Source organism: Mucilaginibacter gossypii (assembly GCF_017569325.2).
GTDB lineage: Bacteria > Bacteroidota > Bacteroidia > Sphingobacteriales > Sphingobacteriaceae > Mucilaginibacter > Mucilaginibacter gossypii.
On sequence record NZ_CP071878.2, the window covers coordinates 3,478,132 to 3,504,957 of the forward strand.

Here is a 26,826-nt window from a genome sequence, read left to right on the forward strand (position 1 = left end):
ATTTGCGATGTGTGGCCGTATTGCAGTTTATAGTAGCCAAAATGACGCGATGCCGCTGTTCCTTGTGGATTTTCTCTTTAAAGGCACACTGTTTATACTTATCCCGGCACAGGAAATGGATTTTATTTCCTGATTTTATATAAAAGCACTGCGGAAGATATCACGGCCGGTTATCCAACTAATGAAAACGTACTGCCAATGGCGGAGGAGTGAAAATGACTGCACTGCCCAGGATACTTGATCGTTAAACGTTTACCTGATCGGGTTCAATCCTTGATTCTTTCCTTTGTTCGTACATCGCCAGGTGTTTCTTTGCTAATCCTGATAAGACGGCCTCCTTATCGTTCTTAAGGGCTGCCGTTAACTCTTTTTTTATTTCCGTGTTATTCTCTGACACTCCCCATATCGCCATTTCCATAATAATCGGGATAAGGGCAATGCCTCTTTCTGCAAGGCAATAGGCCACCCTGGCCTTGCCAGGAACGGGGTATTTCATGATGAAACCTTCGGTTTCCAGCATTTTTAAGCGATCTGTTAATACGTTGGTTGCGATACCTTCAGCCGACTGTAAAAACTCGCCAAAAGTATTTTTATTATTAAGCAGTATGTCCCTGACGATCAGTAACGTCCATTTATCTCCGAGAAAGTCCAGGCTAAAACTTATCGGGCAGGCAGAACGTTTCTTTATCTTTTTCATGATATCGTCATAAACTTCACAAGCATTTCACTTGCTGATTACAAGTGCAAATGTAAGTATAAAAACCCATTAGTAAGAGAAAAACCACCACCATAAATCTTTCTACTTGCAAATAACAAGTAGAAAGATTTATATTTGCACTTGCAAAAAGCAACAACAAAAAAAATAGCTTATTCAGATTGCAAATTAAATTAACTCACGATATGAATGATCTCTTAAAATTTACCATTGATGCCCATGGCGGCTTGGATAACTGGAAAAAGTTTGAAAATATTTCTGCACATCTTAAAATTGGGGGCGTTACCTGGGCATTTAAGCAGGTCCCTGGTATTATGGATGACATTAATGTCTTGTTGAGTACTACAAAACAGCATGTGTCGTTCTCTCCTTTTATAAATCAAGGTTGGCATAATACCTTTGAAACTAACAAAGTCGCCATCATAGATGAAAAGGACGCACTGGTCGATCAATTGTATTTTCCACGAAACAGCTTTAAAGACTATGTAACAGAAACACCCTGGTCAAAACTTCAGGTAACCTATTTCACAGGCTACGCCATGTGGACTTATTTGAACACACCGTTTTGTTTAGCGGAACCTGGATATAAAGTGAAAGAGTTGGGGCCATGGACTGAAAATGGTGAGGTATTAAGACGGCTGCATGTCACTTTCCCGGAAAACATTGCAACACACTGCAGGGAACAGATATTCTATATCGATCAGTCGGGCCTGTTCAAGAGGCATGACTATAATGTTGAGATTCTCAACAATGCAGCATCTGTTCATTATGTGGCAAATTATACCGAAGTTCAAGGCATTAAATTCCCAACAAGCAGGCATGTTTACAAAAGGAACGAAGATAATACCGCCCTTGTTCCTGCCCCGCTGTTTATCTCTATCGAATTAAGTAATATAAAATTGTTTTAAGCATCAATATATACTGCATTAATAGAAAGTCTTCGATGGCTTTATTGTTTCAAACTGATTTTAACCGATCTCAATGTATGTTTTCGACACCATACGAAGTAGTACTACTGCCTCTTCGCTTTTTTTCGATCTATATCTTCCAAGCGCGCCGTAGAAAAAATAAAAGGAACATCCATCGCAAGACAGCTTAAGTGGACGAAAAAACCACCTCATAATATCCGCATGAGGTGGTTTACTACAGTTTGATGCCCAGGCAGCGAAGGCTTTAAAAAAGAAGTCGCTTGTTGTTGACACCGGAAAAGACGGCTATGATGATCCGATAGTAAATGTTCATGATGTTGTTTTAAATGGTAGATTGAAAGTAAATATTAAAGGTATTCCCCCATATACCTTTGCAGATACTGCTCCGTTTAGAAAAGGGATGCAAATCAACAAGGCCAGCTTGGAGAGGTTAGTAATGGATATTCCCGATACTAAAAGTATTTTGGTTACAAATACTTAGGGGCTTGGTGTTACTATACAACAACAAATTAAACCGCAATCCTCTGCATACAGGAAGAAAATATCTCAGGTTTCAACCTGGACAGAGGAAGACCTAAAAGCTTTTGAAGAGGGCAAGAATGCATTTGACAACTTCACTTCTTCAGATCGGTAATTAACACACTCAATTACTGATCGATTACCACCCTCACGCCGACCTCGTGGCCTTCTCAATATCATCCCACATTTCATCCGGTATCATTTCGAGCCCGCTGAACTGACCGGCACCCTGCAGCCATTCCCCCCCATCGATGGTAATCACCTCGCCGTTAATGTATCCTGAATAATCAGACACCAAAAAAGCGGCCAGGTTAGCCAGCTCCTGGTGTTCGCCTACCCTTTTAAGCGGCACCCTGTTTTTAAAATCAAACTTTTGGGCCATGTCTCCGGGCAATAATCTTTCCCATGCGCCTTTGGTGGGAAATGGGCCCGGCGCAATTGCATTGGCACGGATGCCATGTCTGCCCCACTCAACGGCTAAGGACCTGGTCATGGCCAGCACACCGCCTTTTGCACAGGCCGAGGGCACAACATAAGCCGAACCTGTAAAAGCATAAGTGGTTATGATATTCAGGATATTTCCGGGCATTTTCTCCCTGATCCAATATTTGCCCAAAGCCAGAGAACAATTGGCCGAACCTTTTAAAACAATATCAATGATAGCCGAAAACGCGTTTGCCGATAAACGCTCCGTAGGCGAAATAAAATTACCGGCCGCGTTATTCAATAGTGCATCAACCTGCCCAAATCTTTCGATAGCTTTCTGCAACATTGCTTCAACCTGGTCATACTTCCGCACGTCGCAGGCTATTGGCAATACTTTACGCCCGGTTTCGGCTTCCATTTCGGCTGCAGTTTGTTGCAGTACGTCCAATTTGCGACTGGTAATTACCAGGTTAGCGCCCAAATGCAAAAAGTAAGTCCCCATTGCTTTACCTAAACCTGTTCCGCCGCCGGTTACAATGATGGTTTTTCCTTTTAAAGCGTCATCTCTTAACATTCCACCGGCAGTTGCGGCGTTTGGATTTGCAGCATCATTTGAAGTTTTAGGATCTGTCATCGTCAATTATTTAACAGCTGTATTTTTTGATTTTAAATTCTGGATCATCATTTGAAGGCCTTGCCTGGTTTCGGGTGCCCACCATTGTTTTAGCATTTTGTTCAGGGTATCGGTTTGGTCGGCTTTGAGTTTCCCTATCAACTCCTTTCGCAAATTCAATTTACTTTCCGTCCAGGTAACCGGGTTCAGTTTTATATAGGCCATTACCTTTTCTATTGCAGCGCTCATTAACTTATCCGGCGCAGCAGTTTCATCAACGAGCCCGGCTTCCAATGCTTCATTTACCTTAAGCAGCCTACCCTCCAGCAAATACTGATATGCCTTACGCTGGCCAAGCCAAAAGGCATACAAGCTAAAAACACTGTCAGGTACGATAATACCAACCGGAACTTCATTTAAACCGATGATAAATGCGCCTTCGACCATCACCCGATAATCGCAGCAAATAGCTAATATACAGCCACCAGCCGGGCTGTGACCACTAATGGCAGCTACCAAAGGTTTCCTGAAAGCGGCTAAAGTATTTTGCAAGGCTAAAAAATCCACCCAAAATTGGCGGCTTTGCGCTTCATCATAATCATAGGCCTCAATCAGGTCGATACCGGAAGAGAAAAAGCCTTCCTTGCCGGTTAAAATAACCCCGCCCACGTTGTCATCATGCTCCAATGTTTTGATACAGGCCGCCAGTTCTTTAACCATTTCATGATTAATGGCATTTGAGCGGCCCCTATCAAGCGAAATTGTAACCAGCCTGCCCTGTATTGTTGTTTGAAATGTATTCATCAATTAATTTACAAGAGTTGGATCCTCACTTACTTGGCATAGATACATTTTATCTATCTCGGCTTTGTATTTTTCGGTGATCACTTTCCGTTTCATTTTACCTGTCGGGGTAAGTTCACCGCTATCTATCGACCATTCGTTGGGAAGCAAGGTGATCTTCTTCACCTGTTCAACATGGTTAAATTCGGGATTATAGTTATTGATAATGGATTGATATAATTCAATTACCTTCGCATCTTTAACTAACTCATTGTTAGTTGTAAAAGCAATACCATTTTCCTTGCACCAGGGTTTTAAATGAGTGTAGGATGGTACAATGAGCGCCGCGACAAATTTCTTTTCCGCACCAACAACCATCATCTGCTCAATAAAATAATTTTCCTTCATCTTATTTTCGATGGGTAGCGGGGCCACGTATTTACCGCCCGAGGTTTTAAAGATCTCTTTTTTACGATCTGTTATTTTCAGGAACGAATCATGGTCCAGTTCGCCTATATCCCCGGTATGGAACCAGCCGTTTTCCAATACCTCTGCCGTAAGCTCAGGATTTTTATAATAGCCCAGCATTACATTAGGGCCTTTGCAGAGGATCTCCCCATCGGCGGCTATCTTCACCTGCACACCGCTTAGCAAACGACCTACGGTGCCAAATTTCCTCCCGCTTTTTTCATAACAGTTAACAGCAATTACAGGCGATGTTTCGGTAAGCCCATAACCTTCCATAATAACAATATTTGCAGCTGTAAAAATCCTTTCCAGCTTAATGGGGCAGGCCGAGCTGCCAACTACTATAGCTTTTATATTACCACCTATAGCAGCACGCCATTTGCTGTAAACCAGTTTATCGGCTATGGCCAGTTTAATTTTATACCGAAGGCTGGTATTATTAATTTCATAAGCTTCGGCCAGTTTTACCGACCAGAAAAAGATCTTCCTTTTAATACCGGTTAGTTTCTGCCCCTGCACCATAATTTTCTCAAACACTTTTTCGAGCAAGCGGGGCACAGCGGTAAAAAGTGAAGGCTTTATTTCTTTCATATTTGCGCCTATGGTGTCCATATTTTCGGCGTAATAAATAGAAAAGCCATAATACAGATAAACATAGGTACACATCTTTTCAAAAATGTGGTTCAGAGGCAAAAAGCTCAAAACACGTTTTTCTGTAACCGGAATCCGGCTAAGAATATCGCCGGATGCCGAGGCATTGGTCATGATGTTTTTATGCGTAAGCATTACCCCTTTTGGCCGGCCGGTAGTGCCCGAAGTATAAATGATGGTTGCCACATCGTCTTCGGTGATCTGATCATTTATCTGCTGTATTTTTTGCTGATAACTTTCTTGCAAAGGCTTAAGCAATGTACCCCAGTAATCACAGCCATCGATCTTATCGAAAGTAAATATGCCTTTTAACGAGGCGATTCTTAAATGAACTTCCTTAACCTTATCGCATAAATCTTTGCTGCTTACAAATACATATTTAACTTCTGCCTCGTTCAGGATCTGCTCAATTTCTTTAGTGCCTGTATTAGGGTATAGCGGGACCAGTATGGCTCCCGTTTGCTGTACTGCCAGATCGGTTATAATCCACTCGGGCCTGCCATTGCTTATCAAACCTATTTTATCGCGGCCTTCGGTAGTGCCGTCACCGCCCGAAACGCCCAGGGCCAACAGGGCTGCGGATAGCTGGTTGATCATGGCATGCACTTCTTGGGTGCTGTATGACCGCCAGGAACCATTCTCCTTCGCATTCAAAAGATCTACCTTAGGCTCCTTAGCCTGGGTAATCATGCAATCAAACAATCTTGTCGCCTTTTCCATGCTTGAAATGGTTTAGATAAAGGTAAATTCCTACAACAGTTCAAATACACCCGCCGCGCCCTGCCCCGTGCCTACACACATGGTAACCATACCATACTTTTTCTCCCGCCGTTTTAATTCGTTAAAAAGCTGAACAGAAAGTTTGGCCCCGGTACAGCCAAGCGGATGGCCGAGTGATATAGCCCCTCCGTTTACATTTACAATTTCGGGATTAAGTTCCAGCCCCTTTATTATCGCCAGTGATTGTGAAGCAAAAGCTTCATTCAATTCTATCAGGTCAATATCCTGCTGTTTCATCCCTGCCATTTTCAACACTTTGGGGATAGCCACCAGCGGACCTATCCCCATGATCCGCGGCGGCACACCTGCAACGGCGTAATTAACCAGCCGGGCTATGGGTTTAAGGTTGTTCTGTTTCATAAAACGTTCGCTAACTACCATGACAAAGGCCGCCCCATCACTGGTTTGTGACGAATTGCCGGCAGTTACCACGCCCTTTGCATCAAATACCGGTTTAAGCTTTGCCAGCGCGTCAATTGAGGTATCGCTGCGCGGACCTTCATCCGTATCTATCTTAAACTCTCTTTTCGCTTTTTTGCCGCTCTCATCTACATAAGTTTCCACAATATTTACCGGCGCTATTTCTTCTTTAAACTTGCCTTCTTTAATAGCATTGATGGCTTTTTGATGCGAATTGTAAGCAAACTGGTCCTGCTCTTCGCGGCCAATATGATATTCTTTAGCTACAGCTTCGGCAGTAAGGCCCATGCCCCAGTAATAATCGGGATGGGCAAGGGCAATATCGGCGTTAGGAACAATGCGCCAGCCCCCCATCGGGATCAGGCTCATACTTTCCACACCGCCCGCGATAATACAATCGGCAATGCCGCTGTGTATTTTTGCTGATGCTATCGCAATTGTTTCCAACCCCGACGAGCAATAGCGGTTCACCGTCATACCGGGTACTTTATCGGTATCAAGCGCCATTAATGAAATCAGCCTCGCAACATTCAATCCCTGTTCGGCTTCGGGTGTAGCATTGCCTACAATTACATCATCAATCTGCTCTTTATAAACATTAGGCACCGATGCCAGCAGATGCCTGATCACATCTGCCGCAAGCGTATCCGGACGGGTAAACCTAAACCCGCCCCGGGTTGCTTTTCCAACAGCGCTGCGGCTGGCTGCCACTATATATGCGTTCATTTTATTGAGATTTATACTTAAAAAATTTAGTTCCTTAACACTTTACCACCTGTTAAAATGGATTGGATCCGTTCAAGCGTTTTCTTTTCGGTGCAAAGCGAAACAAAGGCTTCACGCTCCAACCCCAGCAAATATTCCTCGCTCACCATTGAAGGCTGGGACAGATCGCCGCCCGAAAGCACATAAGCCAGTTTCTGCGAAATTTTCACATCGTGCTCGCTGATATAATTACCGCTGTACATTGTATTGGCCCCTACATAACCCAAACCCAGGGCCTGCTTACCCAGCACCCTGATATCTCTGCGCGGAATAGGCTGTATGTACCCTTCGTTCGCCATCTGCAGACATTGTTGTTTAGCTTCGGCAAGTAACCTCTCGCGTGATACTACCACTATGTCCCTGCCCTTTTTAAGATAGCCAAATTCAAATGCCTCATAAGCCGAAGTAGATACTTTTGCCTGACCTATGGTTAAAAAACGGTCACGAAAATTATTGAGTTCTACGTCACCTTCCTGTAGTTCGTCTGAAAGGCGCAAGGCAAACTCTTTCGTTCCTCCACCTCCCGGTATCAAACCAACACCAAACTCAACCAGGCCCATATATAATTCGGCATGTGCCACCACCTTATCGGCATGCAGGCACATCTCGCAGCCACCACCCAGGGCCATTTGATGAGGCGCTATCACCACCGGGATCGATGAATAACGGATGCGCATCATCGTATTTTGGAAGGCTTTGATCACTATATTGAGCTCATCAAACTCCTGCTCAACGGCCATCATGAATATCATGCCCACATTGGCCCCTGCGCTGAAATTTGCACCCTCGTTTGATATAACCAGGCCTTTGTAACTTGCCTCGGCAAGGGTGATGGCTTTATTGATGCCTTCAATCACCTCGCCGCCTATTGTATTCATTTTGGTATGAAACTCAAGGTTCAGGATACCATCACCAATATCGGTAATGGTAGTACCGCTGTTTTTCCACACCGTATTTGTTTCCCGGATATTACTAAGCAAAATAAGGCCTTCGGTACCGGGAATTACCTTGTGGCTTTTCGACGGAATATCATAATACAGGCGTTTGCCATCTTCTATTTTATAAAAGCTTTTTGCACCCGCCGCAAGCATGTCATATACCCATTGGGCCGGTTTGCTTCCCAAGGCTTCCATGGCTTTTACCGTATCCTCAACACCAAGCGCGTCCCATTTTTCAAATGGGCCCAGTTCCCAGCCGAAGCCAGCATTGGTGGCAGCATCTATTTTATAAAGTTCATCGGCTATTTCGGGGATGCGGTTACTGGCATAAGCAAATAACTGATAAAAGGTAGCCCGGTAAAAATCACCTGCCTTGTCTTTTGCCGCAACCAGGATCCTGAGCCTATCTTTTAAGTTATCAATCGCCTTTGTAGTTTCAAGTGAGGCGAATTTTACTTTTTGAGAGGGTTTGTACTCAAGCGTTTTCAGATCGAGCGCATAAAACTGGTTTCCACCTTCACCTTTTTCTTTTTTATAAAAACCCTGGCCGGTTTTACTGCCCAGCCAGTTATTTTTTAGCATTCCCTCAACAAATGAAGGAATTTTGAATAGTTCCCTTGCCTCATCATCGGGTGCGTTTTTGTAAAGACCGTTGGCAACGTGCACCATCGTATCTAAACCCACCACATCATTGGTACGGAACGTAGCCGATTTAGGATGCCCTATTACAGGCCCTGTCAGTTTATCAACCTCTTCAACCGTCATACCGGTTTGCTCCACATAATGCAGCACACTCATGATGCTGAAAACCCCGATGCGGTTACCGATAAATGCCGGCGTATCTTTAGCTAATACTGTAGTTTTCCCCAGGTATTTTGCGCCATAGTCCATCAAAAAATCCACAACGCCCGCTAAGGTGTCTTTTGTGGGAATGATCTCCAGTAATTTTAAATACCGGGGAGGGTTAAAGAAATGGCTACCACAGAAATATTTTTTAAAGTCATCGCTCCTACCTTCGGCCATTAAATGTATCGGGATACCGGATGTATTGGAAGTGATCAGTGTGCCGGGTTTCCGGTACTTTTCTACTGTTTCAAACACATGTTGTTTAATATCTAACCGTTCCACAACTACCTCTATAACCCAGTCGCAATCCGCAATTTTGGGCATATCATCTTCAAAATTGCCGGTTGTAATACGTTTTGCGAATGATTTGAGATAGATGGGCGAAGGGTTTGACTTTAACGCGAAGTCCAGCGCGTCATTAACAATTTTATTCCGCGCTTTTTTATCTGCCGGAGCATCCTTGGGTACAATATCAAGCAACAGTACCTGTACGCCAATATTTGCAAAGTGACAGGCGATACGACTGCCCATTACTCCCGACCCCAATACTGCAACCTTTTTTATAATTCGTTTAGCATTCATTAGTATCTGCTTGTGTTATTAAAACTCTTTATCTTTATTTTACTCTGCCCGCGACCAGGTTGTTGTCCGCCCGAAAAGCGAAATACCAATGTATCCGCGGATATCCAGGGTTTTACCTTTATAGGTCATTTTACAGGAATACGTTTTGCCGTTATTAGGATCGTAAATTGTTCCGCCCGAGTATTTGTTATCGCCATCTTTCACAAAATCAGCCAATACGGGTAAGCCCAGCCTGGGCCTTGAACGCAATTTTTCGTCACTATTCATTTCGTCAACTTTCGGCTTCCCATCTTTTAATGGTTCCTTAAGCCATACCACCTTACCATAAAACTTACCGTTGCTTTCTTTAGTGATCTGGATTTTGGCGGTTTTTACGTCGTTGTACCATAAACCTTCAATTTTATCGGTTTGCGCTTTTGCGTTGATGCTTACCGCCACAATGGTTAGCAGGATTAATACAAAACGGGTGAAATGTTTTTTTGATGCTGACATTGCCTTAGGTGTTTTTTATAGTTAAAAACAAGTCGGTTTTTAGGGCCTCTGTCGCATTTACCTAATATCAATACGGATATCAGAAGCCACCTAAAAAGAGACAGAGTAGAATTATAAAATGGTTTATATAAAGCTAAAAGCAGAATGCACAAGGCTTAAAGCTAATAGCCTGGTTATTACTATTTAATTATCTATGTGAATTAATAGATTCTAATCATATCCCCGATACCGGGATGGTTTATAAAAACAAATATCTATTTCTGCGGTGCTTTATAAAGGTCTAAACGGCGGAAACATTTGTCAATATTTCGGAATTAAAGTTAGCTGGTTTTATTTGACAATTGCGTTACAAGCTGAATATATTGCTGCATCGCATTATCAGCGGTAGTGCCCTTCTGTTTTAACCAGGCATCATATTTTGCTTTAGCTACAAAATCAAACATGCCCGGAGGGTTTTCTGTATTTATATCGCCTTCCGTTGCCTGCTTATATAAACTGTACAAACTTAATAATGTTTCATTATCGGGCTTTGAGGGTAGTTCCTTACTCTCTTTAACGGCCCTTTCAAAAGTGCCTTTCAGATCGGTCATAGATAAATTATATAAAGCTTAATGCTGATTATTAGTTTCGGTTAATTGTTATATTAAATTGCTTCAGGCCGGGTTGGCCTCTTCCACATAATCGCTGCTGCGGGGCGCCTTCATAAACATCTGGCTTAGCTCCGACGGCAATACGGCCAGCTTACGCTTTTCCATATCTATCCATGAACCTTCGGCATTTATGATTGCAGCTTTGACGTCGTCGCCCCGGTACAGCTCATGCCTGATTGCCCAGCGGGAACCATCAGGCCGGGATTTAGTAAGCTCACAGGTTACCCTGATCTGCTCATTGATCCCGATCTCTCTCAGGTAAATCATTTCTTCCCTGAATAATACAGGCCCTATTTTGTATTCATAAAGTGTAGGCAGTTTTAAACCCAGGCTTTCAAGCATGGTGATGCGTGCCTGTGCTGCAAGATCGGCATATGCAGAATGCCGCATGTGCTGATTCGAGTCTATCTGCGACCACAGCACCTGTCCTTCATAAAAAAACTCCATAGCCCTGATTATTTATTGATGATGTTCTTTAAACTTTTTGACTGCTGCCGTTAGTCGAGGCAAAACCTCCAGCGCGTCACCAACTACCCCATAATTGGCTGCTTTAAAAAACGGAGCTTCGGGATCTTTATTGATCACTACAATAGTTTTTGAACCGTTAACCCCGGCCAGGTGTTGGATAGCTCCGGATATTCCTACCGCTATATACAGATTTGGACGAACGGTGCCACCTGTTTGGCCCACATGTTCATGATGCGGCCGCCAGTGCGAATCGGCTACCGGGCGCGAGCAGGCCGTAGCAGCGCCCAGCTCTTTCGCCAGGTCTTCCAGTATGCCCCAGTTTTCCGGGCCTTTTAAACCTCTGCCTCCCGAAACAACCAGCTCGGCATCCGCAAGCGGTACTTCACCTGTCACTTTATTTACCGATTTAACTTTCACACTAAAATCCTTTTCGCTAAAGCTTACATCCAGTTGCTCAACAACTGCTTTACCTTCCTGCTTTTGAGGTGGAAATGTGTTAGGCATCAGCATAATCACCTTTACGTCGCTTAAAATGTTTACATAGGCAAATGCTTTTCCCGAAAACACGGCCTTTTTAATTACAAAGCCTTTTTCCGTATCAGGGTATGAAAGCGCCCCGGCTACCAGGCCTGCTTTTAATTTTACAGCTATCCGCGGCGCTACCGCCCTGCCCCTGATATCATGAAGGGCTACAACTACTTTACTATTCTCCTTTTGTGCTGCGGATATTAACGCGCTGGCATATGCCCTTGAGTGTAACTCGTCCAACCGGCCATCGGCAACGTGCAGCACTTTTTGAGCACCGTACTGGCCAAGGTTTTCCATTTCAGCTTCGGTAACGCTGCCTAAAGCAACGGCAGTTACCGTAGTGCCCATTTTTGGGGCTATTTGAGCGGCATATTGCACAGCCTCAAAGCTTTGCTTTTTTATAATTCCTCCGGTATGTTCTACCAATACTATTACAGACATTTTTTTGTTTTTTTAGTTAGAAGTTAACTGTTTAAAAACTATTTAAGTTTTTTCGGGTAGAGACGCATAATTGCGTCTCCCGCAGGACAAGCGGCTTTACTTATCTTTTTCAATTGCCATAATTTGCATTCGGGAGACGCAATTATGCGTCTCTACATTTAATAATAATTGACATTATATAACCTTAGCCTCGGTATGCAGCAGCTGCACCAATTCATCCATATCATCCGGACTTACCAGCTTGATACCGGCCTTGGCAGGCGGCAATTCATATGACAGTATTTCGGTTACAGCAGTTATTCCTGAAGGCGTAATGACCTTTAACGGACGCGTACGTGCCGCCATGATGCCACGCATATTGGGAATGCGGGCTTCGGCAACACCTTTCTGGCAGGAAATAACCAGCGGTAAATTACAGGCATCTGTTTCTTCACCGCCCTCTATTTCACGATTTACCGCAGCAGCATTGGCTTCTATGCTGATCCAGGTTGCAAAACCAACGTAATCGAGGTCAAGTAACTCGGCCAGCATGGCGCCTGTAGTTCCATTATTGTAATCGATAGACTCTTTGCCGCATAAAATAAGATCATAACCAACCCCGGCAGCATATTCGGCTATATAATGAGCGGTTTCATAAGGATCATTGCTCTCTGCATCAATGCGGATGGCTTCGTCGCCGCCCAGGGCTAATGCTTTCCTGATCACGGGCTCTACATCGGCCTTACCTACGGTTATCAAATGAATTTCGGTGGCGATACCGCTTTCTTTTAATTCGATAGCCCTAATCAACGCGTACCATTCATCATATGGGTTAATCACATAAGTAACTCCATCACTATTAACAGAAGTGTTATTATTTTTTAATACAATTTTAGTACTGGTATCCGGCACCTGGCTTATACACACTAATATTTTCATTATCAGAATTTTGTTTTTTAGGTTGATATTATTCGGAAAATAACAGCGGGGATCGTGCGATTTTCCTCTTCGTGCACGTCTTTAATAACTTAATTATTAATGGAAAAATAATGTCATTTCGAACGACCCCTTGAAGAGCGTGCCCCAGCCGGTGAGGAGAAATCTTCTACGCCCTATTGTAACCCGCACAAATCTGCATCTCGTATAAGATTTCTCACCCTTGCCCCGCTATTTCCCGCCCTTCAAGGGTTCGAAATGACATTTTCTTTTGTTTGAAATGATGTGTTACCACAACATTAAAAAAGTGATGAAGCACTAAAAGCAATATTTATTTTCAGCAATCAATTTGGCTGCGATATTTCTGCGTGCCTGGGTGGTATTGATGTCGTCGGTTTTGGTGAAGCGCTTTAGTCCCATGAGCATCATCCTTCTTTCGTCGCCTTCGGCAAATGAGTTCAGTGCTTCTTTACCCGATTTCGCAATATGTTCGGCCGCGTCATTGATGTACACCCGCATCATATCCAATTGTTCCTTACACGCTTCTTCTCCTCTTAAGCCAACCAATTTCTCTACCCTTAATTGCAGCGATTCGCTTACATAAAGCTCTATCAGCATATCGGCCAGGTTCATCAATACTTCCTGCTCTTTGCTCAATTGCATCATTAGTTTTTGAACAGCGCTACCGGCTACCATCAATATGGCCTTTTTAAAATTGGCTATGTATTTCTTTTCTTTAGTAAACAGGCCATCTTCTTCGGTTGCGCCAAAATCGGGGATGCTCATCAATTCACCGGCTACTTTCTGAGCCGGTCCCATCAGGTCAAGCTCACCCTTCATGGCGCGTTTCAGCATCATATCAACAGTTAACAACCTGTTAATTTCATTGGTGCCCTCAAAAATCCGGTTGATCCTCGAGTCACGGTACGACCTGTCCATTGGCGCCTCTGCGCTATAGCCCATGCCGCCGTAAATCTGCACACCTTCGTCAGTTACATAATCTAAAACCTCCGAAGCATGAACTTTAAGGATTGCGGCTTCTATAGCAAATTGCTCAGTGCCTTTCAGTTTGGCTTTGTTTTCGTCAAGCCCGGAGGCAATTAACATTTCTGTAGCCTCCTCCATATTCTGACTGGCCCTGTACACGGCCGATTCTGCCGCGTAAGTACGGATAGCCTGTTCGGCCAGTTTATATCTTATCGCCCCGTATTTGGAAATAGCGCGACCGAACTGCTCCCGCTCATTGGCATAACGTACCGATGAGGTGATCACATCCTTACTGGCCCCAACGGTGCCGCCGCCTAATTTGATGCGGCCGAGATTCAGGATGTTGACTGCTATCTTAAAACCATTCTGCCTTTCGGAAAGGAGGTTTTCAACCGGCACTTTACAGTCGTTAAAAAACACCTGGCGTGTCGAGCTGCCCTTGATCCCCATTTTATGTTCTTCGGTATTTAACGAAAGTCCTTCAAAATCCTTTTCAACAATAAACGCGCTCAGGTTTTCATCATCATCTATTTTGGCAAAAACCGTAAACACATCGGCAAAACCGGCATTGGTGATCCACATTTTTTGCCCGGTGATAAGATAATGCTTACCATCTGCAGAAAGTTTTGCCCTGGTTTTACCCGAATTAGCGTCTGAGCCTGCGGCAGGCTCTGTAAGGCAATAGGCCCCTTTCCACTCGCCGCTGGCCAGCTTGGGGATGTACTTTTGCTTTTGGGCATCATTACCGTAGTATAATATAGGCAGGGTACCTATACCTGTATGAGCCGAAAAAGCAACCGAAAATGAGTGACCTGCCCCTAATTTTTCAGTAACCAGCATGGCAGTTTTAAAATCTTTACCAAAACCACCATATTCTTCGGGCACGGAGATGCCTAACAATCCAAGCGCGCCTGCCTCGTCCATTAAATGGCGCATTAACCCCTCCTCCTGCTCGTCAATACGCTGAAGGTTTGGTGTTACCTGCTGTGCCAAAAAATTGGTACATGTTTCGGCGATCATCAACTGCTCTTCATTCCATTCTTCAGGAATAAAAACGCTTTCCGCGGAAGTCTCCCTGATCAGAAACTCCCCTCCTTTTATGGCTTTCATCGGTTCTGTGGCATTCATAAAGTTTTATTGGTTTATAATCAGGAGTAAAATTAGAGGCATTATGAAGCCAAAGAAAGGGCAGCAATGCGGAGATATTAGTCAAAAAGTCGGAAAGAAGATGAGAATGGGAGGGTGGAAAAAGACTGTTGGTGTCCGAAACCTGAAGATCGACTGGGAATGATGGTTTAAAAACCCATGTCATTGAGAGGAGGAACGACGAAGCAATCTCGTAGCTATACAGATCGGACATGCATTGGCTACGAGATTGCCACGCTACGCTCGCAATGAAATTTTTTTTATTACTTAATTAACTAATAAACAATCAATGCGCAGATATCGCCCTGTAATCAGAAGGCGACATGCCGGTATGCTTTTTAAAATATTTACCAAACGAAGATTGGTCGGGGAAATGGATGCTCTCGGCGGCGCGGGCAATGCTGATCTCATGATTTCGCAGTAATACTTTGGCTTCCAATATTACCGCATCGTCTATCCATTCGCCCGCGGTCCTCCCGGTTACTTCCTTAATGGTTTCAGTTAAATGTTTGGGAGATACATACAGCGCGTCGGCATAGTATTGCACGCTGCGATGTTCTTTATAATGATGGAAAATGAGGGACTGGAAAAGCACGTTTAGTTCCTGTTTCCTGGTTTGTTTACCTTTTATTATCAGGTGTTGCTTTTCGTAAATGGCCTGTATTTCATAAAGCAGTGTCATCAAAATGCTCCTGGATATTTCAACATCGTAAGGATGCCCTTCGCGCGCTAATTTGCGCTGGATCAATAAATAAATTTCCAGGATCATTTTGGCATCGGCATTGCCAGGATAAATTACCGGGATAGACGCGCTGTTGAAATAACTGAATGATTCAAGGAAATGGCTATTAGCATTATTTTCGATTAGAAAGGCTTTGCTGAAAACAACAAACCGGCATAAAAAATCGGCACTGCTATCGTAGATCCTCAAAACATGAAAGGGGGTTGCCAGAAGCATGGCATCCGGCCGTGCATCGTAAACCTGCAGGTTTACTTCTACTTTGGCTGTGCCCCGGGTACAAATGCCTATAATATAACCGTCCGAACGATAAGGATATTCGCTCAGGCTCAATAATTGCTTTTCGTCAACAACAAAAAAATCGGCACCAGCCAGCTTGTCTGCATAAAGATCTGCAAATTTTGACAGGCTTAATTGTCCAACTTTATTATTCATATAGTTTAGATATATAATTTTAACTATTGTATTTATTAAAGACGGTTGTAAAGCAATTTTCTTATCTGATATTAAAAATAAGCTTTATCCGACTTTTTGACTAATATCTCCGCATTATAGCCCTTTTTTTCTTTTTAATCCAAACTAATTTTATCCCTGACAGTTTCAAATTGTAACCTACAAACAATTTCCTGTCACGAACCAATTATATTTTTATGAGAAAAATTCTACTATTGGTGCTCACCGCAGCGCCGCTGTTAGCTTTTTCCCAGGGTTTCCAGGTGAACCTGGGGGGGCAAAAGCAAATAGGAATGGGCCATACAGGTACGGGTATCGTACAGGATGGCGCTTCCGTATTTTTTAACCCGGGCGCGGTAGCCATGCTGCCCGAAAATTACATACAGGGAGGAATAAGCCCTTTACTGTTCAAATCTGTTTTCAACCCCGCCGGAACCTCAATACAGGACCATACTTCTAATAAAGTTGCTACCCCGTTCCATGCTTATGCGGTATGGGGGCCCAAATCTTCCTTCTGGAAACTGGGACTCGGTGTTTATACTCCTTTTGGCGGCTTAACCGACTGGGGCAATACCTGGCAAGGCAAATATGTACTGGAAAGCCTCGACCTGAAAGCCATTTATATTCAGCCAACATTAAGTATAAAACTGGCCGACTGGGTGAGCATTGGCGGAGGCTTCGTTTACAACCATGGCAGCGTTGATCTGACGCGGGCCATCCCACTGGCAAACGGTAGCGGCGACCCAGGGCAGGCCCGGTTGAAAGGCAGCGGCAAAGGCTACGGGTGGAACGCGGGCGTTTACTTCAAAACAGAAGCAGGTATTACCATAGGGATCACACACCGGTCGCAGGTAAATACCACAATTTCGGCAGGGAACGCTATTTTTACTGTACCTGCATCGCTGCAAAGCAGTTTCCCTCAGCCCAATACCTTTAGTTCAACCATACCCTTACCGGCCACTAACTCCATCGGTTTCGGCTTTTACCCCAGCAGCAAATGGATATTGGCCATGGATGTTAACCTGGTTAACTGGGACAGTTATAAAACGCTATCGTTTGATTATAAAAACAATACGGCTGTATTACAGGACACCCACTCCGCCCGGAACTACCAACAGGCGTTTAGCTTGCGCGGGGGCGCTCAATATAAGGCTACCGATAAACTGGCCCTGCGTTTTGGCGGTGGCTATGGCGGCACCGCTGTTTTAGATGGCTATGTAACTCCCGAAGCTCCGGATGCCAACCGGGTTTATGGTACCCTGGGCTTAGGTTATACCGTAGCCAATCACCTCGATATAGATATCTCCTTTGAGTACGAGCACCTGATGCAACGCACCCAAACCAATATCGAATCGCAGCTATCGGGAACATTTAAAACCGATGTTTATATACCAGGTATCTCATTAGCCTATCATTGGTAATCCTTAAAGAAATCAGTTCATGAAAACGTTTAAATTACATATTTATATTGTTGCAGGGTTACTGTTATTAGGTGCCTGCAAGCCCGAAATCCATACGCCAAAGCCGTCCGCAGGTTCTGTTGATTTTTCAAGATACATTGCGTTGGGTAATTCGCTCACTGCCGGTTATGCTGATGGGGGCTTATACCTTGCAGGTCAGCAGGTATCCTATCCCAGCATCATCGGCAAGCAAATGCAATCGGTTGGCGGCGGCGCATTTACGCAGCCGCTATTCAGCACCGCCCAGGCAAACGGATCGGGCTATTTATCACTCACCGGGTTTAATGCCGATGGCACACCGATTACAACCCCGGTAACTACTAACCTGGCCATACGTGGGAAACTTACAGTACCCGGTTTTGGAGATGTTACCCTCTATACCAAATATACGGGCGATATTAATAACTATGGCGTACCCGGCATTAAGCTGATGCACATCACTTACGCGCCCTATGGTAACCTTAACGGGTATTTTGAACGCTTGCTGCCGGGCAACGCGCCAACAAACTCCACCACCTATCTTGGTTTTGTTATGGCCAAGCCCTTTACTTTCTTCTCTAACTGGCTGGGAAATAATGACGCTTTAGGCTATGCCACATCCGGAGGGGCCGGCGACGTGCTGACAGACAAAAATACTTTTGCTGCCCTGTATAATGTATTGATCAACACCCTTACTGCCAAGGGACAGAAAGGCGTAGTTGCAACCGTACCCGATGTAACCTCAATACCTTATTTTAATACCATCACCGTTTCTGCAATACTGGCCGGCGTGCAAAAAGCCAACCCCAATGCAAAAGCATTGTATATTAACGCTCTGGTTTCGGGCAGTACTTATGCGCCGCGCGCAGCAACGCCTAACGATCTTATCGTACTTACCTTTCCGACGAGCAAGATCGGGCAGCCGGTTGCAACTCCTGTTGGCAACCTGCCTTACGGTTTAACGCCGTATACGCCGATAGATAACCAATATGTACTTGACGAAAAGGAGGTTGCCCTTACCGAGGATTATGTAACTTCTTATAACACCACCATAAAATCTATAGCGGCAGCAAAAGGCCTGGCTGTATTTGATGCATATACCTTTCTGCAAAATGTTAAACTGAACGGGATGGTGGTTGACGGAGTAAGCGTTAATTCCAACTATATCAGCGGCGGCCTGTTTTCGCTGGACGGGGTGCACCTTACACCACGCGGATATGCCATTGTTGCCAATGAATTTATCAAGGCTATTAATGACAAATACAACTCATCAATACCACAGGTGAATATATCTGATTATAACGGGGTTAAGTTTCCTTAAAGCCTTAAGTCGAAAGTCTTAAGTTCCAAGTCACAAGCAGGGTTTTCCTACCGACTTAGAACTTAAGACTTTCGACTTAAGACTAAAATCACTCTGCAGCATTATCCGGCTCCGATTCATCGCCTGGCTCCCAAAGCTCAATAATGTTCCCTTCCGGATCGAGAATGTGAACAAACTTGCCATAGTCATACTCGGCAATCTCGTCAATAATGGTTACCCCATCTTTTTTTAATTCGTCTACCAGTGCAACAAGATTTTCTACCCGGTAATTAATCATAAACGGCTTGGCCGACGGATTAAAATATTTGGTATCCTGCGGGAACGTACACCATGAGGTGGACCCTATTTTTGACGGATCATCTGCATGCCGCCACTCAAACGTTGTCCCGTATTCGCCGGAAGGCAGCCCAAGGTTTTTGACATACCATTCGTTCATACCTTTCGGATCGTCGCATTTAAAAAATACACCTCCAAGGCCAGTTACTTTTTTCATAGTTATATCTTAATTTTTACGTCACATTGTAATACCATTTCCAAAGCAGTTTTACCTTTTTTGTGAAAGGGTGATCTCCTTTAATTTTTCGTTAGCACGGATGGTTTTTAAGCCTTCCTCGTAGCCTATCATATAAATTTCCTCGGCCGCGTCGGTATCAAAAATACCATACCCTCCCAAACCATGCGGTTCAATAACTATATCGCACAGCATTTTATGTGAGCTAAGGTTCGCGTTAATTCCTATCATAGCAGCCCTGTCAACCAGGTTCCCAAATGATTTGATAGTTGTAACTACCGGCAAATGGTTGCAGCATGAGCCAATAATCAGGTCGCAATTGCCTACCAAGGGCTCAACCGGGAAATTATTGAGGATCCCGCCATCAACATACATATGATTATTAATCATAATGGGCTTAAAAATACCGGGCAAACAGCAGGAAGCCAAAATTGCGATATCCAGTTCGCCCTCGGTAAAGTAAACCAGCTTTGCTTCGCCCAGGTCAACCGCCGGAATGGTAACACGTGTTTTGAGGCTTTGAAAGGAATTATGCGGAATATATTTATTAATCAATACCCTGGCATGTGTTATTGAGATCAAACCGTTGCTGCCAAATGCCGGGCGCAGCAATTTAAGCAGGCTGTTGTCTTTGATGACGCGTAAAATTTCTTTTGGGGTATATCCCTCTGCAAAAAAAGCCGCAGCTATTGCGCCTGCACTTGTGCCCGAGATATGCGAGAATTTGATACCATAATCGGTTAGGGCCTGCATCACCCCCAAATGGGCCACCCCTCTTACCCCCCCGCCAGACAACACTAATCCTATCTTTCTTGAGCCGTTTTGATCAATATTTGTATTCATTTTTTATAGTTTATCATTCGCCGTTGTTTATGGCAAGCTATGAGAATGATTGAGGTCAAGATATCACTTTATTCAAATAAGGAGAAATTTCCCTTCAAATTATATCTGCATTACTAACACTATGAGGTTATTTAAGTGTGCGACGTGCATCGAACAAATAACTTATTTTAGCTACCTATAAGTGCAGATAATTAAATGTTACTGCAGTTCATTTATAATAACAGTGGATAGGATAACCCAAACGCTAATAATAGGTTCAGTCAAACAGATTCCTTCTTTAGAGGTAATAAGCAAAATACCTCGTGAAAAAAGACTAAGGTTGATTTTTGAACAAACTTTGCAATACCAAAGAGAAGAAATTGGCAAAAAACTAAAAAATGATCTTAAGGGATTTCAAGTTTACATACATGCAACTCAGCCTGAAATAAATATTGCAAAACTGCTAACGGATAAAGAAATCGACGACAATCAGCTATTTTTCGAACAATGCGCAAAAGATTACCGCGCCTTATCTGAATTATTGATCAATAAGTTAGCTTCAAAATTAGGTATTGAGATCAATCCACAGTTCCCGCTTAGTTCATTTAGCCCGTTTTTTGCTAATAAAAAACAAAGTGGAATAATTAAAGAATGGCGTTATTTTTTACATGGTTTTCATTGTGGCTTCGAGCACAAAAGGTCCGGCCAAATAATAGAAGTCCCGCTTGTGTTTGGATTGGAATTTGGCGATTTAGATCCTTATTTTTTCACAAGGTTCATTAAATCAACTCAAAACTACTTTCCCTTACCTATAGACATTTATGACGAGTACGCAGATGGTGTAAGGATAATTGAAAGGATGCTTGCTCTTAATAAGTTCGAACGCATAACTTCCAATATTGAAAACCATACGGGTGTAGTTGTCAATGACAGAAAAAAAATTCACATTGAAGTTTATCAGGAAGATGCCTTGATTGATACCAAAAAGAAATTCAACGTATTGCGTTTTTTTGGATTAAAATAATCAGAATGAAAAACTTCCATCTAATCTTTCCGGTTCCATTTAAGCCTGCGGATACGCCTCCAGTCGGTGAGTAATAATCCAAACAAAAAATCAAGTATAGCAATCATATATCCGGCAATTTGATAACTAAAGATACCAGTTAAATCATAATTAAAAATTTTTCAGACATAAATTACCTCTACTTCTTCAAAAATGACATAGCCGCGGCACTGCCGACACCTAATGTTAACCCGGCAGCCACATCGGTAGGATAGTGAACACCTAAATACATTCTTGAATAACTTGTGGCCCCCGCCCAAAAGAAAGATGGCGCAATGACGTACCACTTAGGATAGGCAGCCGATAAAGCTGTAGCTGTGGCAAAGCTTGATGAAGTATGCCCCGACGGGAATGAGGTACCACCTGCCCTGTAAACAGGTGTAATATTGATATTTTGAATAAATGGCCGCGGTCGCTTCACCAAATGTTTTATCAACAACATAAAGCCGTATGATATGGCCGTACTGCTTGCCACATAACCTGCGTTTTGGCGCATTTCTTTGTTATTGCTTGCAATACCTCCTACCAGTAAGCCCGCCGGGATTCCGATATCGCCATACAAAACATTTTTGCTCAGGAACATGAAAAAACCTGTTTGGCCATGTGTGCGTTGATTTTGCAGATCGATCATGACACGGTCGTCCCAACGCTGAACAGCAGGTGAGATAAATGCAGGACTATTTACGGTGACTTTCGCCGAATCCGCCTGGGCAAAAGCGTTGTTTGTGAAGCAAATAAATAAGCCCTGCAAATGAATTAAAACTACCAGGAATTTAAGCGGGGAGATCTTTTTCATAGGCGGTTTAGTAGCAATATCCACACTGCTAATTTAACTATAAATGCCTATTGCACGCAGATTGTTTGTTCGCCGAAACAGAACCACAAAGAATGGATGACCAGAAGAATAAGACTTACGAAATTTTTGAAGCTTCGTAAGTCTGGGTTCTTCAACCTACTAAGGGTAGATACAAAGCAAAGGTGCGTCCTATTATACACTTACCCTTATCTATCCCAACTTCTCAATAATCTCGGCAGTAGTACCCACCTCCCCTATCCTCGGGAAAATGTATTTGAAGCTGTGGGCATGCGCTTCGGCAAACATATCGGTCATGGCATCACTGGCAAAGGCTATATTGTAGGCATATTCGTTGGCCGAGCGGGCTGTAGCTTCAACACCTATGCTGGTGGCTACTCCGGCCAGTACAATTTGTGTAACGCCTCTTTTTTGCAGTTCTTGATGCAGCCCCGTATTATAAAAAGCGCCCCAGGTTTTTTTGGTGATAAAAATATCTGTTGGCTCGGTTTTAATTTCAGGAGCTATTTCGTTCCAATCGGCAGGGAGTTCGATCATGCTGTTTCTATTGTTATCACGCCTTGTTTTAAAAGCCGCACCTATAGGTTCTACATGAACAATAACAATGGGTTTACCTGCTTTACGAAAGGCTTCGACAAGCGCTGCCGATTTTTCAAGGATGCCGGCCATGGGGTGCGCGCATGAAAGCTGTACAATATATTTTTGTAAGTCTATCAGTACGAGTGCCGTGTTTTGATCAAGTGCAGTTATCATGATAATTTGATTGTTTTAATGGTTAAGAAATTGCTTCGGTAGATTGCTGCACGGCAGCCATCGCTTTCTTTTTAAGCCTGCTGCGCCGTAAAAAAGCAAAATGTAAAACACCCAACAGCAGTGCTACCATTCCTTCGGCCATAACAGTATCGGGTACGCCTATTTTTTGCGAAACTGCGCCAATGAGCAAACCGCCAAGCGGCTGCATCCCAAAAAAAGACATGGCGTAATAACTGATTACCCGGCCTCGCATTTCGGGAGTAGCAGTAGTTTGGATAATGGTATTACCGATGGTAACCTGCGACATCATACCGAAACCGATAATAGCCGAAAAAAACAGCGCCACGGGATAGTTGTGCATATGTGAAAATGCGATCAGCCCCACCGCAAATATTACTGTATTAACTGCAAGGATCTTTTTAAGATCGGTACCGGCACTTAATGAGGCCAGCAAAATGCCGCCGCCAAAAGCACCAAGCCCTATCACACTATCTATAACCCCAAATGTTGACGCCGTTCCCTTAAATATATCCTTAGCATAAACCGGTATCAGCGTACTAAAAGGCAGTACAAGCAGGCTTATTGAAGCAAGCATCAGTAACATAAACTTTATAGTGGGCGTTTGCTGAATGTATTCAAAGCCGTCTTTCAGATCGGCGAGCACGTTTTTGCCGTGGGGCTTGGGAGTAAATTCGGGCAAACGCATCAGCAGCAATGAGCCAATTACCGCAATAAAGCTTAATGCATTAGCCCCAAAGCAAACCGAATCGCCGAATTTTTCAATAATCAGGCCTGCTATCCCCGGCCCTATTAACCGCGACAGGTTCACCATGGAAGAGTTAAGGGCAAGCGCATTAGGCAGGTCGGATTTATCATCAACCATTTCGTATACTAACGATTGCCTTGCCGGAACATCAAATGCGTTAATCAGCCCTAAAACAGCAGTCAATGCCATGATGGCCCAAACCGAATAATATCCGAAAAACACCAGCGCAGTGAGTAAAACAGCCTGTACCATTGAAGCCACCTGTGTAAATAGCAGTACTTTAAAACGGTTATACCTGTCAGAAACCACACCACCCAAAAACGAGAACAGGAATGAAGGGAACAAACTTGCAAACAGAGTTAAGCCCAACATAAACTTGGAATGCGTTTGCGAATAGATCACCCAACTAACAGCGGTTTTCTGCATCCAGGTGCCCAGTAACGAAACTGACTGCCCGGCAAAATACAGGCGATAGTTGCGGCTTTTAAAAGCGTTGAATGTACTTATCTTACTCATCTATCTCTTTCTGTCAGTTTTCATTAATTAATCAAAGTCAACAAGTTTGGCCAGGGGTGCCAGGGCTTTCTTTAAAACTGCCTGCTCTTCGGCAGTACAGGTAGTTTCAAGCGCACGGTTAAGCCACTCGTCTTTTTCACTCCTGGATTTGTGGATGAGGCTGATCCCAGCTTCCGATAGTGAAATGATCACCTTACGCTTATCCAGCTCGGAGATACGCCTTTTGATCAACCCAAGGTTGAGCAGGTTACTCAGGATCTGCGACATGGATTGTGTGGTGATCTTCTCCATAGCTGCCAACTCATTGGGCAGAATTTCTTCATGCTGAAAGATCAGCGCCATGGTCGACCGCTCGGTAAGCGAAAGTTTTTCGGCAGTAGTCGAAGTCTTCCTGATCTTTTTACTAAGCCTACCTATAATAAACCTCAATTCCGAAGCCAGTTGAATCTCTTTTTCGTCGCTCATATAATTAATTAGTTAAACTTATAAGTTTACCTTACAAATATAGAGATTGTTTTATCAGCACAATGTCAAACCTGACCGTTGATTTTTTTTATTTCGCTGATTGTGTTGATTTTGATTAGCTTACTTAACACAATTAGATTCGAAGACCGCTTTGATCATCAAAAAAATCAGCGCAATCAACGTAATCATCCCTAATCAACGGTTCGTTTTCGTAATTTTACCCCGTGCCTGCTCCTGAAAAGAAAACACCTGTAAGAAAGAAAGCTCCTGCCCGTAAAAAGCCGGTAGTTAAAGCAAAACAGCAGGCCAATTTCTCCACACAGTGGATAGTGGCTGTAGGCGCTTTGCTGCTCATCCTGTTTTCGCCTTTTTATTATGGCTATATTTTAAAATTTGGCAGCGCTACCTGGCGATGGATCATGGATGCAGGAGAGGATACGCATTATCGTAAATACAAGGATTTTGCCATTCATATCCCCGATGGCTATACCGTATATGGCATTGATGTGTCCTCATACCAGGGCCGTATAAACTGGAAACAGGTAAAAGCCATGCGCGAGGGTGATGTCCATATCAGCTTCGCATTTATCAAGGCTACCGAGGGTGTATTAAGTGTTGACCCATATTTTCAGCGTAATTGGCGAGAAGCGCCAAAGGCAGGCATCATGTGCGGCGCTTATCATTTTTTCCTTCCGCAAAAAAGTGGCGTATGGCAAGCTAAGTTTTTCCTTCAAACGGTAAAAACCGAAAAAGGCGACCTGCCCATGGTGTTGGATATAGAAAGGTTGTATCGTACCAGTCCTGAAAAGATGCGCGAACAGCTGGAGAGTTTTATCAAAACCATTGAAAACCGTACAGGGATTAAGCCCATCATCTATACTAACCTTAAATTTTACCAGGATTACCTGGAAGGCTATTTTGATGGTTATACCCTTTGGATTGCCCATTATTACCAGCCCAAGCTGCTTGTATCTAATAAAACTAACTGGAAATTCTGGCAGCACTCAGATAAGGCCCATGTTAACGGCATTAACCATGTTGTGGATTTTAATGTGTTTAAGGGCGATAGCACGGAGTTTGAGAAATTGCTGGTGCCGTAAGTGTGTTAAACCCGCAAAAAATTGTTGAAAGTTCATTTTCACGCAAAGCCCGCTAAGACGCAAAGCTTTTTCTTAGCGGCTCTGCGTCTTTGGGTGCTTATTTTATTATAGACATTATTATTGCTTTTTATAGTAAAAAAAATACGATCCTCCCAAAATCGCCAGAAACACCAACGGCATCACACGGTTTGCTACCGGATCGCCGGATGCGGTATGTGCTATAAACGCAGAAACAAATACAAAAGTAAATCCCGCATAAGTCCATTCTTTTAACCTGGCAGGCACTGGTACCAATAGTAATATTGCACCGATAAGCTTGGCTATTGCCAGTTCAACTCTAAAATAATCAGGGAAGCCTAAATGATGAAAGGCTGCAGCCATTTCGGGCTTCGTTAAGTATGAATAGCATGAAAAAGCCATCATCAATGCTACAATAGCGCTCAGGATCCAGTAAAAAATTTTAGTTGCTTTCATCTAATGAATTATTTACCGCAAACTTAGCTACCTTTGCTATTAAAAAGATACTACTATCCTAAAGGATACCGGTATCGTTAAGGATAGCGAGTATGAACAACGAACAAATCATTCACAATAAAGAGACCTGCAAAGCTTCTGTAACAGCAGTACGCGATACGCTTTATGTAGTAAACGGCAAATGGAAGCTGCCAATGCTGGTAAGCCTAATGACCGGCCCTAAACGGTTTAAGGAACTTCAGCGCGACCTGGAAAGCATCACGCCTAAAATACTTTCGAAAGAGTTAAGGGAGCTTGAACTAAATGGCTTTGTTAAACGGACTGTTTATGATACCACACCGGTAACTGTAATTTATGAACGTACCGAATATGCCGATACGCTTGGTAAGGTTGTTTCGGAATTACGCGAATGGGGCATGAACCATCGTGAGCATATTAAACAAATGAGCCGGGCTGAAGCCGATGCCAAAAAAACAATGGCAGTTTCATTATAATGTAGTAAATAGCTCTTCAGAATTTAGAAGCGCA

The 26,826-nt window shown here is 43.5% G+C and carries 26 protein-coding genes; 6 read left to right on the forward strand and 20 right to left on the reverse strand.

Annotated features, from left to right (window positions below):
- Nucleotides 1-244: 244 nt before the first annotated feature.
- Nucleotides 245-697 (reverse strand): winged helix-turn-helix transcriptional regulator, encoded by a 453-nt coding sequence (locus J3L18_RS14490; protein ID WP_129568885.1) that lies wholly within the window; start codon nt 695-697, stop codon nt 245-247.
- Between the two features lie 203 nt (nt 698-900).
- Between J3L18_RS14490 and J3L18_RS14495 the strand changes: the two genes are divergently transcribed.
- Entirely contained in the window at nt 901-1,623 is a 723-nt protein-coding gene (locus J3L18_RS14495; RefSeq protein WP_129568884.1) for a hypothetical protein, read from the forward strand.
- A 688-nt stretch (nt 1,624-2,311) separates the two neighbouring features.
- Here J3L18_RS14495 and J3L18_RS14500 read toward each other — a convergent pair.
- The 12 genes from J3L18_RS14500 to J3L18_RS14555 all read right to left on the reverse strand — a co-directional run bounded on the left by J3L18_RS14500 (nt 2,312) and on the right by J3L18_RS14555 (nt 16,236).
- Nucleotides 2,312-3,223: an SDR family oxidoreductase gene (locus J3L18_RS14500; protein WP_223266137.1), complete on the reverse strand. Its 912-nt coding sequence runs from the start codon at nt 3,221-3,223 to the stop codon at nt 2,312-2,314.
- Between the two features lie 6 nt (nt 3,224-3,229).
- The gene (locus J3L18_RS14505) at nt 3,230-4,006 is read right to left on the reverse strand and encodes an enoyl-CoA hydratase/isomerase family protein (protein ID WP_129568883.1); all 777 of its coding nucleotides are present in this window, start codon (nt 4,004-4,006) and stop codon (nt 3,230-3,232) included.
- Between the two features lie 3 nt (nt 4,007-4,009).
- On the reverse strand, nt 4,010-5,824 hold the full coding sequence (locus J3L18_RS14510; RefSeq protein ID WP_129568882.1) for an AMP-dependent synthetase/ligase: 1,815 nt from the start codon (nt 5,822-5,824) through the stop codon (nt 4,010-4,012).
- 30 nt (nt 5,825-5,854) lie between these two features.
- Nucleotides 5,855-7,030, reverse strand: a complete 1,176-nt coding sequence (locus J3L18_RS14515; protein WP_129568881.1) for an acetyl-CoA C-acyltransferase — start codon at nt 7,028-7,030, stop codon at nt 5,855-5,857.
- A 26-nt stretch (nt 7,031-7,056) separates the two neighbouring features.
- Nucleotides 7,057-9,435, reverse strand: coding sequence for a 3-hydroxyacyl-CoA dehydrogenase/enoyl-CoA hydratase family protein (locus tag J3L18_RS14520; RefSeq protein ID WP_129568880.1), 2,379 nt, complete (start codon nt 9,433-9,435; stop codon nt 7,057-7,059).
- A gap of 39 nt (nt 9,436-9,474) precedes the next feature.
- Nucleotides 9,475-9,927, reverse strand: a complete 453-nt coding sequence (locus J3L18_RS14525) for a DUF2147 domain-containing protein (protein WP_129568879.1) — start codon at nt 9,925-9,927, stop codon at nt 9,475-9,477.
- A 320-nt stretch (nt 9,928-10,247) separates the two neighbouring features.
- Entirely contained in the window at nt 10,248-10,517 is a 270-nt protein-coding gene (locus J3L18_RS14530; protein WP_129568878.1) for an acyl-CoA-binding protein, read from the reverse strand.
- A 63-nt stretch (nt 10,518-10,580) separates the two neighbouring features.
- Nucleotides 10,581-11,024 (reverse strand): acyl-CoA thioesterase, encoded by a 444-nt coding sequence (locus J3L18_RS14535; RefSeq protein WP_208102441.1) that lies wholly within the window; start codon nt 11,022-11,024, stop codon nt 10,581-10,583.
- Between the two features lie 12 nt (nt 11,025-11,036).
- Nucleotides 11,037-12,014 (reverse strand): electron transfer flavoprotein subunit alpha/FixB family protein, encoded by a 978-nt coding sequence (locus J3L18_RS14540; RefSeq protein WP_129568877.1) that lies wholly within the window; start codon nt 12,012-12,014, stop codon nt 11,037-11,039.
- A 174-nt stretch (nt 12,015-12,188) separates the two neighbouring features.
- Nucleotides 12,189-12,932, reverse strand: coding sequence for an electron transfer flavoprotein subunit beta/FixA family protein (locus J3L18_RS14545; RefSeq protein WP_129568876.1), 744 nt, complete (start codon nt 12,930-12,932; stop codon nt 12,189-12,191).
- A 315-nt stretch (nt 12,933-13,247) separates the two neighbouring features.
- Nucleotides 13,248-15,044: an acyl-CoA dehydrogenase FadE gene (locus tag J3L18_RS14550; protein ID WP_129568875.1), complete on the reverse strand. Its 1,797-nt coding sequence runs from the start codon at nt 15,042-15,044 to the stop codon at nt 13,248-13,250.
- A gap of 304 nt (nt 15,045-15,348) precedes the next feature.
- A complete protein-coding gene (locus tag J3L18_RS14555; protein WP_090523879.1) occupies nt 15,349-16,236 on the reverse strand; it encodes a helix-turn-helix domain-containing protein in 888 nt (295 codons plus the stop codon).
- Between the two features lie 215 nt (nt 16,237-16,451).
- Between J3L18_RS14555 and J3L18_RS14560 the strand changes: the two genes are divergently transcribed.
- Both J3L18_RS14560 and J3L18_RS14565 read left to right on the forward strand, forming a co-directional pair.
- Complete coding sequence (locus J3L18_RS14560; RefSeq protein WP_129568874.1) at nt 16,452-17,675, forward strand: OmpP1/FadL family transporter; 1,224 nt, start codon at nt 16,452-16,454, stop codon at nt 17,673-17,675.
- A 19-nt stretch (nt 17,676-17,694) separates the two neighbouring features.
- Complete coding sequence (locus J3L18_RS14565; protein WP_129568873.1) at nt 17,695-19,014, forward strand: SGNH/GDSL hydrolase family protein; 1,320 nt, start codon at nt 17,695-17,697, stop codon at nt 19,012-19,014.
- A gap of 88 nt (nt 19,015-19,102) precedes the next feature.
- On the opposite strand, the gene J3L18_RS14570 is transcribed toward J3L18_RS14565, so the two are convergent.
- Nucleotides 19,103-19,507, reverse strand: coding sequence for a VOC family protein (locus tag J3L18_RS14570; protein WP_129568872.1), 405 nt, complete (start codon nt 19,505-19,507; stop codon nt 19,103-19,105).
- Nucleotides 19,508-19,558: 51 nt separating this feature from the next.
- Complete coding sequence (locus J3L18_RS14575; RefSeq protein WP_091163275.1) at nt 19,559-20,368, reverse strand: patatin-like phospholipase family protein; 810 nt, start codon at nt 20,366-20,368, stop codon at nt 19,559-19,561.
- Nucleotides 20,369-20,591: 223 nt separating this feature from the next.
- Here J3L18_RS14575 and J3L18_RS14580 point away from each other — a divergent pair, with 223 nt between their 5' ends.
- Complete coding sequence (locus tag J3L18_RS14580; RefSeq protein WP_129568871.1) at nt 20,592-21,371, forward strand: DUF6896 domain-containing protein; 780 nt, start codon at nt 20,592-20,594, stop codon at nt 21,369-21,371.
- 178 nt (nt 21,372-21,549) lie between these two features.
- Here J3L18_RS14580 and J3L18_RS14585 read toward each other — a convergent pair whose 3' ends face one another.
- The 4 genes from J3L18_RS14585 to J3L18_RS14600 all read right to left on the reverse strand — a co-directional run bounded on the left by J3L18_RS14585 (nt 21,550) and on the right by J3L18_RS14600 (nt 24,724).
- Entirely contained in the window at nt 21,550-22,206 is a 657-nt protein-coding gene (locus J3L18_RS14585) for a phosphatase PAP2 family protein (protein WP_223266136.1), read from the reverse strand.
- 210 nt (nt 22,207-22,416) lie between these two features.
- Complete coding sequence (locus J3L18_RS14590) at nt 22,417-22,977, reverse strand: isochorismatase family protein (protein WP_208102440.1); 561 nt, start codon at nt 22,975-22,977, stop codon at nt 22,417-22,419.
- A 22-nt stretch (nt 22,978-22,999) separates the two neighbouring features.
- Nucleotides 23,000-24,259, reverse strand: a complete 1,260-nt coding sequence (locus tag J3L18_RS14595) for an MFS transporter (protein ID WP_129568869.1) — start codon at nt 24,257-24,259, stop codon at nt 23,000-23,002.
- 27 nt (nt 24,260-24,286) lie between these two features.
- The gene (locus tag J3L18_RS14600) at nt 24,287-24,724 is read right to left on the reverse strand and encodes a MarR family winged helix-turn-helix transcriptional regulator (protein WP_129568868.1); all 438 of its coding nucleotides are present in this window, start codon (nt 24,722-24,724) and stop codon (nt 24,287-24,289) included.
- 224 nt (nt 24,725-24,948) lie between these two features.
- Here J3L18_RS14600 and J3L18_RS14605 point away from each other — a divergent pair, with 224 nt between their 5' ends.
- Nucleotides 24,949-25,824 (forward strand): glycoside hydrolase family 25 protein, encoded by an 876-nt coding sequence (locus tag J3L18_RS14605; protein WP_129568867.1) that lies wholly within the window; start codon nt 24,949-24,951, stop codon nt 25,822-25,824.
- 117 nt (nt 25,825-25,941) lie between these two features.
- On the opposite strand, the gene J3L18_RS14610 is transcribed toward J3L18_RS14605, so the two are convergent.
- Entirely contained in the window at nt 25,942-26,298 is a 357-nt protein-coding gene (locus tag J3L18_RS14610; RefSeq protein WP_129568866.1) for a DoxX family protein, read from the reverse strand.
- A 92-nt stretch (nt 26,299-26,390) separates the two neighbouring features.
- On the opposite strand from J3L18_RS14610, the gene J3L18_RS14615 reads away from it, so the two are divergent.
- Complete coding sequence (locus J3L18_RS14615) at nt 26,391-26,792, forward strand: winged helix-turn-helix transcriptional regulator (protein WP_090523849.1); 402 nt, start codon at nt 26,391-26,393, stop codon at nt 26,790-26,792.
- Nucleotides 26,793-26,826: the final 34 nt, after the last annotated feature.

What these genes read in the sequence shown, in the direction of transcription:
- J3L18_RS14535 (WP_208102441.1), bottom strand. Translation starts at nt 11,024, where the DNA reads ATGGAGTTTTTTTATGAAGGACAGGTGCTGTGGTCGCAGATAGACTCG.
- J3L18_RS14510 (WP_129568882.1), bottom strand. Translation starts at nt 5,824, where the DNA reads ATGGAAAAGGCGACAAGATTGTTTGATTGCATGATTACCCAGGCTAAG.
- J3L18_RS14490 (WP_129568885.1), bottom strand. Translation starts at nt 697, where the DNA reads ATGAAAAAGATAAAGAAACGTTCTGCCTGCCCGATAAGTTTTAGCCTG.
- J3L18_RS14560 (WP_129568874.1), top strand. Translation starts at nt 16,452, where the DNA reads ATGAGAAAAATTCTACTATTGGTGCTCACCGCAGCGCCGCTGTTAGCT.
- J3L18_RS14530 (WP_129568878.1), bottom strand. Translation starts at nt 10,517, where the DNA reads ATGACCGATCTGAAAGGCACTTTTGAAAGGGCCGTTAAAGAGAGTAAG.
- J3L18_RS14520 (WP_129568880.1), bottom strand. Translation starts at nt 9,435, where the DNA reads ATGAATGCTAAACGAATTATAAAAAAGGTTGCAGTATTGGGGTCGGGA.
- J3L18_RS14590 (WP_208102440.1), bottom strand. Translation starts at nt 22,977, where the DNA reads ATGATAACTGCACTTGATCAAAACACGGCACTCGTACTGATAGACTTA.
- J3L18_RS14505 (WP_129568883.1), bottom strand. Translation starts at nt 4,006, where the DNA reads ATGAATACATTTCAAACAACAATACAGGGCAGGCTGGTTACAATTTCG.
- J3L18_RS14550 (WP_129568875.1), bottom strand. Translation starts at nt 15,044, where the DNA reads ATGAATGCCACAGAACCGATGAAAGCCATAAAAGGAGGGGAGTTTCTG.
- J3L18_RS14585 (WP_223266136.1), bottom strand. Translation starts at nt 22,206, where the DNA reads ATGAAAAAGATCTCCCCGCTTAAATTCCTGGTAGTTTTAATTCATTTG.
- J3L18_RS14615 (WP_090523849.1), top strand. Translation starts at nt 26,391, where the DNA reads ATGAACAACGAACAAATCATTCACAATAAAGAGACCTGCAAAGCTTCT.
- J3L18_RS14570 (WP_129568872.1), bottom strand. Translation starts at nt 19,507, where the DNA reads ATGAAAAAAGTAACTGGCCTTGGAGGTGTATTTTTTAAATGCGACGAT.
- J3L18_RS14610 (WP_129568866.1), bottom strand. Translation starts at nt 26,298, where the DNA reads ATGAAAGCAACTAAAATTTTTTACTGGATCCTGAGCGCTATTGTAGCA.
- J3L18_RS14500 (WP_223266137.1), bottom strand. Translation starts at nt 3,223, where the DNA reads ATGACAGATCCTAAAACTTCAAATGATGCTGCAAATCCAAACGCCGCA.
- J3L18_RS14545 (WP_129568876.1), bottom strand. Translation starts at nt 12,932, where the DNA reads ATGAAAATATTAGTGTGTATAAGCCAGGTGCCGGATACCAGTACTAAA.
- J3L18_RS14525 (WP_129568879.1), bottom strand. Translation starts at nt 9,927, where the DNA reads ATGTCAGCATCAAAAAAACATTTCACCCGTTTTGTATTAATCCTGCTA.
- J3L18_RS14595 (WP_129568869.1), bottom strand. Translation starts at nt 24,259, where the DNA reads ATGAGTAAGATAAGTACATTCAACGCTTTTAAAAGCCGCAACTATCGC.
- J3L18_RS14540 (WP_129568877.1), bottom strand. Translation starts at nt 12,014, where the DNA reads ATGTCTGTAATAGTATTGGTAGAACATACCGGAGGAATTATAAAAAAG.
- J3L18_RS14495 (WP_129568884.1), top strand. Translation starts at nt 901, where the DNA reads ATGAATGATCTCTTAAAATTTACCATTGATGCCCATGGCGGCTTGGAT.
- J3L18_RS14565 (WP_129568873.1), top strand. Translation starts at nt 17,695, where the DNA reads ATGAAAACGTTTAAATTACATATTTATATTGTTGCAGGGTTACTGTTA.
- J3L18_RS14600 (WP_129568868.1), bottom strand. Translation starts at nt 24,724, where the DNA reads ATGAGCGACGAAAAAGAGATTCAACTGGCTTCGGAATTGAGGTTTATT.
- J3L18_RS14555 (WP_090523879.1), bottom strand. Translation starts at nt 16,236, where the DNA reads ATGAATAATAAAGTTGGACAATTAAGCCTGTCAAAATTTGCAGATCTT.
- J3L18_RS14575 (WP_091163275.1), bottom strand. Translation starts at nt 20,368, where the DNA reads ATGAATACAAATATTGATCAAAACGGCTCAAGAAAGATAGGATTAGTG.
- J3L18_RS14515 (WP_129568881.1), bottom strand. Translation starts at nt 7,030, where the DNA reads ATGAACGCATATATAGTGGCAGCCAGCCGCAGCGCTGTTGGAAAAGCA.